The sequence below is a fragment of the Arthrobacter sp. genome, assembly GCF_030540645.1.
GTDB lineage: Bacteria > Actinomycetota > Actinomycetes > Actinomycetales > Micrococcaceae > Specibacter.
In genome coordinates this window covers 21,230-28,432 of sequence record NZ_JAUNVV010000009.1, presented here as the reverse complement: position 1 = coordinate 28,432, position 7,203 = coordinate 21,230, and the positions used below count along the sequence as shown (strand labels likewise).

Sequence of the window (7,203 nt, the reverse complement as noted above, 5' to 3'; positions counted from 1 at the left end):
CCAGTCCAATGATCAGCGCATCCGTAAGTGCAATCAACGCTGTGCCCCGCACATACCCACCCAACACGATTGCACCATGGTCCGCCGCCATAAAGGCCTTTTCGCGTTGACCTGCGGGGAGGAAGCTGAAAAGGAAATCGCGTATCTTCGCCCCGTCTTTGAGGAAGAAGAACAAAATGACGGCCATAAGGATTGCGCCAACAGTGACCTCGCCAGCGACGCGAATGCCAGTCAGGGCTTCAGAGCCGAAGGTGGTGCTCAGAATAAACTTTTGCGCCGCATCACGGAAGGATTCAATCTGTGCGTCACTCACGGGGAAGGGGCCGCCATTGAGCAGCTGGTGCAGCCGGTCTATGCCAACGTCGGCCTGGAGAACAAGACCCTTTGACTGGGACCTGATCAGAAACACGACTCCCACTATGACGCCGCTGAACACGGCCAAGATGGCCACGAAGGACGTTAACACCGCCAAAGCCCGTGGCCAATGGCGCCTGTCGAGCCAGCGGACCAATGGTCCGATCGCCGAGGCTAGAATGAGCGCCAAAAGGACCGGCGTGACCACCAAAGGTACCCGGGTGACAGCCCAAATAACTACAGCGGCGAGCGCGAGAACCAGGAGTGTCTGGAGAGCACGAATAGCCGAGCGGCCAAGGCCGTCGCCCCAAATAGCAGGGAGCCCTTCTGCCAGGCTTCTAGCGCGACTTTTTGCGGATTGTTCCGGCATTGTGCGACCTCCCAAGCTGTCGTTTTCAGTTTGCGCCATGGTCATCAGTGGCGCAATAGTTCAGGGCCGCAACTCGTGGTGCTTGGCGGGAACCTCGCACGGCGTTGCACCTGCTACTCTGCCGCGGGACGGCGTCGTTGCTGTTTTGTGGCTGAGCGTTGCTCCTTGGCGGCACGGTGCCGCATCTTCGAGCCACGTGAAGGTCTGGACTTGCGGCGCGGTGGAGCAGTTGGTGCCAGGGCTGAGACAACGAGTTCGGCCAATTTGGTCAAGGCGATCTCGCGGTTGCGCAGCTGCGAGCGCTGTTCCGAGGCGGCTATGGTGATGGTCCCGTCAATGAGACGGCGTGCCAACCGATCCATCAACAGCGCTCTCTGTTCCTGGCTGAGGACGGCAGAAGCTTCGATGCTCCACGAAAGCTCAACCCGGCTGTCCGAGGTGTTGACATGTTGGCCGCCAGGCCCTGAAGAGCGCGAAAACCGCCAATGGAGCTCTGCGGCCGGTATCGTGAGCGCGGGCGATACCTCAAGATCCATTCCCCAAGCATCCCACAAGCCAGTCCACTGCCCCTGTTTGCCACGGTACGGTGTGCTCAATCCGCGGTAATATTTTTGACACCCTGACTGTAACGTTATCCACTGTTTAAATGACTCTAGATAACAGGGCTGCCTTCATTGCGCGTACGCTGAAACAGCAGGCTGGCGCCATGCGGGTGGGGGAGAAGCTGCCATCGGTCCGCGAGCTGACCCGGACTCATGGGGCCAGTGCCGCCACCATCTCCCAAGCCATCACCTCGCTCTCAGCCCTCGGTGTCCTGCGCGCGGAGCCCGGACGCGGCACATTTGTTGCCGGCCGTAGCGACACCGAGCAGCCTGAACCGGACTATGCGTGGCAGTCTTCGGCCTTGGGCCGCACCCGCGTCGATGCAAATCGTGCTGGAAGAGCCGGTGGCAACGGTGCGACGGGGCAGGTACAACTCTCCTGGGGGTATCTGGCGCCGGAACTGCAGCCCTTCGATGAATTGCGCACGCTCGGCGCCCGGTGCGCGAAGAGCCACCGCGCCTGGACCATGGCCCCGCCCACGGGTCTGCATGAACTGCGCCAGGCTTTTGCAGCAGGTTTCGACGCTGAAGCCGAGGATATGCTCATCATGCCCGGCGGGCAGCAGTCGCTGGTTTTTGCCATGCGCACGCTGGCCGACCCCGGCACCACCGTCATCACCGAAAGCCCCAGCTATCCGGGAGCAACTTTGGCCGCCCAAGCCGCTGGGCTTCGCATAGCAGCGGTGCCGTCGGACGCGCACGGCATCCTTCCTGACAAGCTCGCCGACGCTCTGGAGCGCACGCACGCCAAGCTCATCTACCTCCAGCCCTGCTACGCCAATCCGAGTGGTACGATTCTGAGCCCGGAGCGTCGTATTGAAGTTCTCGCGTTGGCCAAACGCCATGGCGCATTCATCATTGAAGATGATTGGGCTAGGCATCTCTCCCTTGAAGGAAAGCCACCACTGCCGCTGTTCACCCAAGATCCCGACGGGCATGTGGTCTCCATTGCCACCCTCACGAAACCGGCAGCACCGGGACTACGCATCGGAGCTCTGGCAGCCAGGGGCCCTGCCGGGGAGCGGTTGCGCACCGCCCGCATTGCCGATGACATGTGCGTGCCCCCACTCACCCAGGAGATCGCTCTTGGACTGTTGAGCTCCGGGGCCTGGCCCAGGCACATCAAACGCCTGCGCACTGGCTTGCGCGAGCGACGCGACGCCATGGTTGCTGAAATCAGTGCCACGATGTCCGGAGCGCGGCTGGTCATCCCCACTGGCGGCATCCACTTGTGGGTGCGCCTCCCTGATGGCAGCGACACGACGGCTTTCACTTCAGCCGCCCAGGCTGCCGGGGTACTGATCGGCGACGGAAAGCACTACTACGTGGACGAGCCGCCTGCTCCGCACGTGCGCCTCACCTACAGCGCCGCGTCGATTCCGCAAATCCAGGCGGGTGTGCGTCGGATCGCGACGCTGCTCTGAGCGTTACCGGCGCAGGTTGTGCCAAGGCCACTCAGGACTATTGACGTATCGCCAGGTCCGGAGGAATGTGAAACTAAGCCATTCTGTTCAAGGCCCATGGGGACCACGGCGTGGTGAAGGAGGAGTCATCATGGCCAGAACCAATTCTCGGTACGGATGGGTCCGAGATCTACCGGACCAGCGCGACTTTCTCTTCGCAGCGTCACATGCCGTCCAAGCGAAACTGCCTCCCGCCGTCGACCTCGTCCCGAAGTGTCCGCCCGTTTACGACCAGGGCCAGCTGGGCTCGTGCACTGGCAACGGTGTGGCCGGAGCGATTCAGTTCGATGCGCTGAAGGAGGGCCTGAAAGACACTTCAGTGCCTTCGCGCCTTTTCATTTACTACAACGAACGTGTCATCGAAGGGTCAGTTGAATCCGACGCCGGGGCGCAGATTCGCGATGGCATCAAAACGGTTGCCGTCACCGGCGTCTGCGATGAAACCCTGTGGCCCTATGACATCACGAAGTTCATACTCAAACCGCCGGCCAACTGCTATGAGGCGGCTAAAAATCAGTGCGCCATCGTCTACTCCCGGGTTGGCCAAACACTGAGCCAGCTCAAGGGGTGCCTGGCATCTGGATACCCGATCGTCTTTGGCTTCACGGTCTATGACAGCTTCGAAAGCCCACAGGTTGCCAGCACCGGTGTGGTTCCGATGCCGGCCGCGACCGAGAGCGTGCTGGGCGGCCATTGTGTGGTGGCCGTCGGTTACGACGACGCCCAACAGCGCTTCACGTTCCGCAATTCATGGGGCGAAAGTTGGGGAAAGTCCGGCTATGGCACCATGCCCTACTCGTACCTGCTCAGTAGTGCCCTGTCCAGCGACTTTTGGACGGTGAAGAGCACGAGTTAGCAAACGGGCGCTGAAGCACGACGGCGGTGCCCCGCCTGTCTGGCGACTCACCTAGGCAGGTGCTTGTTCACGAAGCTTTGCGGGGCGTCGCGCGCTCCGGAGCGCGTCTGGCAAGACGCTTCTTGAGGAAGATGAGTGGAAGCAGCCAGACGCCCAGCGTGGTAACCACCCATACGATCAGAGCTGCCAGAACCCAAGTAAGTAAACCGTTGATGCTCAGTCCATTGGGGAAAAACTGGGCCACAAACAAGGCTGCCAGTGCCGAAATCAGTCCCAACCCTCCCAGTGCCGCCGGCGCATAGCGGCTAGCCATTTTGGCAACGAACGGTGCCAAAATGGACTGTGCGATAGCGAAAACTAGGACGGCGACGAAAAAGCCAGACCACTGCAGATGGAAGTCAGGCAGGATCCTGGACGTGACAAGTAAAGCCAGCGCGGAGGTGGCAACGTAAATCGCGGCGCGTATCAAGAAGATGACCATGGTGATGAGTAGAGGAAACTATTCACCCCTTGCTCATGGTTCCAATCGCAGGACACGGACAAATGTCCACCTTGCGGAAGATTTTCGGGCTCTGGCGGCTTTCCAGCATCAGGAGGATGATGGGAGAGACAAAGAAATGCTTCCGGCATCCTACTAAGGAGTTGACCCACCATGGATATGTGGGGATTGCTGATAGTAATTACATGCATACTTTTGGTAACCATCGTGATGGGGCTTATCGCCACGCACGGTACCTACAAGAAGCCGTCTCACTAAAACCTGCCACCAGGTTTTTAGCACATGCCCGAGCCTCCAGCCAGCCGTCCCTCAGTTGAGGTAACTGACCCAGGAACAGCTGAGCGTCCGGTGTGCCTAAAGGACACAAAAGGTTTGGAATCCACCACCGGAACAGCGGAAGCAGAGGGCATGGCGAAATCTTCAGATGGCCAGCTGTGGGCTCTGACCCATGCCGAACGTGGTTTGCTCGCAGAGGACCTGAAACGCCTAAGTCCAAAGCAGTGGCGGCACGTCACCCTTTGCGGGCGGTGGGATGTGGAGCAAGTCGTTGCACATCTCACTGCTGCGGCGAGCTTGAATCAATGGATGTGGCTGCGCAGCATGCTCGGCGCCCGTTTTCGCCCTGATGTGCATAACCAGCGCCGATTGGACGAGCACCGGGGTGCCAACCCGGATGAGACCCTGAACCTATTCTGTGCTGTCATTAATAGCAGCATTGCGCCGTCCTCCGATACGGCGGCATTTCTGGGTGAGGTGATCGTGCACTCGCAAGATATCCGCCACCCCCTCCAGATTGCCCATACACCCGACATTGAGGCTCTCACCGCTGTCGCCGATTTCTACGCGAAGCGTAACTTCGCGGTTCCCAGCCGTACGCGTGCCTTAGGGCTGCAGCTAAGGGCTGATGATGGACCTTTCACTGCAGGTACGGGTCTACTGGTGACGGGATCCACGCTTTCCTTGGTCATGGCGATGGCCGGGCGTATTCCGTATTTGCAGAACCTGGATGGACCTGGAGTTTCACTCCTCCAGTCACGCATGCTCAGCCCCGCCCATGGATCCTCGAACTGAATCGACTTGACAGTGGCATGAGGGCTGGCCTGTTCCTCACATGGTGTTGCTTCCCGATTCGAGGTTTGGGCTGACATGAGTTCACGACCTGCCGTGGTGCTAGCCAGCGGGCAGCCTGTCTGTTACTGAGGGGTTGACGGGGGGATGGTGTTTGGCCGTTTTTTGTTTCCTGCTCCCCTTAGTTCCTGCCCAGGGTGGGTGGTGGTTTCCACAATTGGGGTGCTGTTGGGGGCTGGTGAAGTCAGTGACGAATAGCGTCCATGTATTCATGCCAAATCGTGAAGTGTGTAACACATGTTCGAGTGAAAGAACCGCGGGAAGCTGCCAAGGATTCGTTCCTGTTTTAGGCGGCGGGACTAGACATCTAGCCAATGGTGTACGCAGGGCATGAATTACTGCAGTACAGCTTGTAGTCTGAAAACAATGAACTTGGCTGTGTCTGACACCTACTTGAAGAACATGAAGATATCCCATGGACCAACGCACCATCATTGTCACGGGCGCCAGCGGTGGCATCGGGGAAGCAGCCGCGCGAATGCTGGCACAGACCGGGGACAGGATCGTTGTGATTGGACGTTCGGCGAAGCGGACCCATGCAGTTGCTGCGGACATTGGTGCAGATTGCTTTGTGGCGGACTTTTTGAGCCTCGAGCAAGTACATGTGCTGGCGGCAGCGCTCAAGGAGACCTATCCGAAGATCGACGTGTTGGTGAACAACGCCGGAGCTATTATGGGTCGCCGAGGGCTGACCGAAGACGGTCATGAAAAGACATTCCAGGTCAACCACCTGGCACCGTACCTGCTGACGAGGCTCCTGGAAAATGTGCTACTTGCCAGCCACACCAAGATCATCAACACTTCCAGCGTGGCTCACCAAATATACGCGAGACTTGACATTGACGACCTTGAATCTGCCCAAAAATACTCATCCAACCGGGCTTACGGCAACGCGAAGCTCGCCAACATCCTCTTCACTAAGGAGCTACACCACCGCTTCAACACCCGGGGTTTGTCGGCCGCAGCCTGTCATCCAGGTGGGGTGGCCACTAATTTTTCTGCCGGTTCTAGAAGCTACTTGCGCTTTATCTACGGCAGCGGGATGCGTTCTTACATGCTGACTCCAGCTCAGGGCGCCCAAACACTTGTCTGGCTCGCCATTGGCGAACCGGGACTTGACTGGTCATCTGGAGGCTACTATGCGAAAAGCAGGAAGGCCAGAACAAGCCGACAAGCCAAAGACCCCGAATTGGCTCGCCAATTGTGGCAACGTAGCGAGGAAATGGTGAGCACATGGTTGCCGTAACTCGTCACTGGGTGTTTCAGGGGCACATCGCCGGGTTTGGCACCGAATCAGGACTGCGCGCAGTGGTGGGAATCTGGGCGTCTTCGCCTTTCGGGGCCTTCGCCGATGCCATGGTCGAATTGCCGTCAGGCCAGAGACTACTTTTGGCTCCACGACCGGACATCGCTGATTTTATTCAAACGACTTACACCTTCGATGATGTTGTGCTGGAGCCGGTCCAGGCTGCTCTCATAGCGAACCATGGGGAAGGGCAGCTATTGACGGTCCAAGCCGGTCCGCTGAGCATCGAGGCTCAGATTGGAGGACCAACCCGACTTGGCCGACTCATGGCCTTGGTGCCGCCCGCACTGGGGGTACACCCCTGGTGGTTGACGCTGATCAATCCCGTGGCGGCTGTATTGAGTCCGGGCGTGAGGACGGCAGGGATGGCCTCACAGGGACGGCGGGAGTTCTATGGCGTTACAGGTTTGCACACAGTCAATACTGCATCCATTGCGTGGAAAGGTCGCGACGCCGGGCCGTTGGCGGATATATCACCCGGAGTACGTTTTGGCTTCAGCAGTGTTCCGGCCACGCCAGCCCTCGCCACGATACAGACCACCATCATGGGTGTCGGCCAGATGCCCTAGGGCAGTGCCATTGAACTGAGGCCCAGTGCCGAGGGCCCTCCTTCTCGAAGAACCCC

The 7,203-nt window shown here is 59.1% G+C and carries 8 protein-coding genes; 5 read left to right on the top strand and 3 right to left on the bottom strand.

Translation table 11 applies throughout. The annotated features are described in order from the left end of the window. Together Q4P21_RS16305 and arfB are read right to left on the bottom strand one after the other, a co-directional pair. The coding region (locus Q4P21_RS16305) for an AI-2E family transporter (RefSeq protein ID WP_369598855.1) at positions 1-724 on the bottom strand (724 nt) is incomplete at its 3' end. Between the two features lie 113 nt (positions 725-837). Further along, a complete protein-coding gene (gene arfB, locus Q4P21_RS03155; RefSeq protein WP_303387406.1) occupies positions 838-1,260 on the bottom strand; it encodes an alternative ribosome rescue aminoacyl-tRNA hydrolase ArfB in 423 nt (140 codons plus the stop codon). Positions 1,261-1,370: 110 nt separating this feature from the next. On the opposite strand from arfB, the gene Q4P21_RS03150 reads away from it, so the two are divergent. Then, positions 1,371-2,750: a PLP-dependent aminotransferase family protein gene (locus Q4P21_RS03150; RefSeq protein ID WP_303387405.1), complete on the top strand. Its 1,380-nt coding sequence runs from the start codon at positions 1,371-1,373 to the stop codon at positions 2,748-2,750. Between the two features lie 130 nt (positions 2,751-2,880). Beyond that, positions 2,881-3,645 (top strand): C1 family peptidase, encoded by a 765-nt coding sequence (locus Q4P21_RS03145; RefSeq protein ID WP_303387404.1) that lies wholly within the window; start codon positions 2,881-2,883, stop codon positions 3,643-3,645. Between the two features lie 67 nt (positions 3,646-3,712). Here the strand turns inward: Q4P21_RS03145 and Q4P21_RS03140 are convergent, their stop codons facing one another. Beyond that, positions 3,713-4,126: a phage holin family protein gene (locus tag Q4P21_RS03140; RefSeq protein WP_303387403.1), complete on the bottom strand. Its 414-nt coding sequence runs from the start codon at positions 4,124-4,126 to the stop codon at positions 3,713-3,715. A 390-nt stretch (positions 4,127-4,516) separates the two neighbouring features. Here Q4P21_RS03140 and Q4P21_RS03135 point away from each other — a divergent pair, with 390 nt between their 5' ends. The 3 genes from Q4P21_RS03135 (at position 4,517) to Q4P21_RS03125 (ending at position 7,147) form a co-directional block, all read left to right on the top strand. Further along, on the top strand, positions 4,517-5,215 hold the full coding sequence (locus Q4P21_RS03135; RefSeq protein WP_303387402.1) for a maleylpyruvate isomerase family mycothiol-dependent enzyme: 699 nt from the start codon (positions 4,517-4,519) through the stop codon (positions 5,213-5,215). A 472-nt stretch (positions 5,216-5,687) separates the two neighbouring features. Next, the gene (locus tag Q4P21_RS03130) at positions 5,688-6,518 is read left to right on the top strand and encodes an SDR family NAD(P)-dependent oxidoreductase (RefSeq protein ID WP_303387401.1); all 831 of its coding nucleotides are present in this window, start codon (positions 5,688-5,690) and stop codon (positions 6,516-6,518) included. Then, the gene (locus tag Q4P21_RS03125; RefSeq protein ID WP_303387400.1) at positions 6,506-7,147 is read left to right on the top strand and encodes a hypothetical protein; all 642 of its coding nucleotides are present in this window, start codon (positions 6,506-6,508) and stop codon (positions 7,145-7,147) included. Before Q4P21_RS03130 ends, Q4P21_RS03125 begins: the two co-directional genes overlap by 13 nt. The last annotated feature ends 56 nt before the right edge of the window (positions 7,148-7,203 follow it).

Bases quoted from the DNA above. Each gene is read 5' to 3' on its own strand.
- arfB (WP_303387406.1), bottom strand. From the start codon at position 1,260: ATGGATCTTGAGGTATCGCCCGCGCTCACGATACCGGCCGCAGAGCTC.
- Q4P21_RS03125 (WP_303387400.1), top strand. From the start codon at position 6,506: ATGGTTGCCGTAACTCGTCACTGGGTGTTTCAGGGGCACATCGCCGGG.
- Q4P21_RS03130 (WP_303387401.1), top strand. From the start codon at position 5,688: ATGGACCAACGCACCATCATTGTCACGGGCGCCAGCGGTGGCATCGGG.
- Q4P21_RS03150 (WP_303387405.1), top strand. From the start codon at position 1,371: ATGACTCTAGATAACAGGGCTGCCTTCATTGCGCGTACGCTGAAACAG.
- Q4P21_RS03145 (WP_303387404.1), top strand. From the start codon at position 2,881: ATGGCCAGAACCAATTCTCGGTACGGATGGGTCCGAGATCTACCGGAC.
- Q4P21_RS03140 (WP_303387403.1), bottom strand. From the start codon at position 4,126: ATGGTCATCTTCTTGATACGCGCCGCGATTTACGTTGCCACCTCCGCG.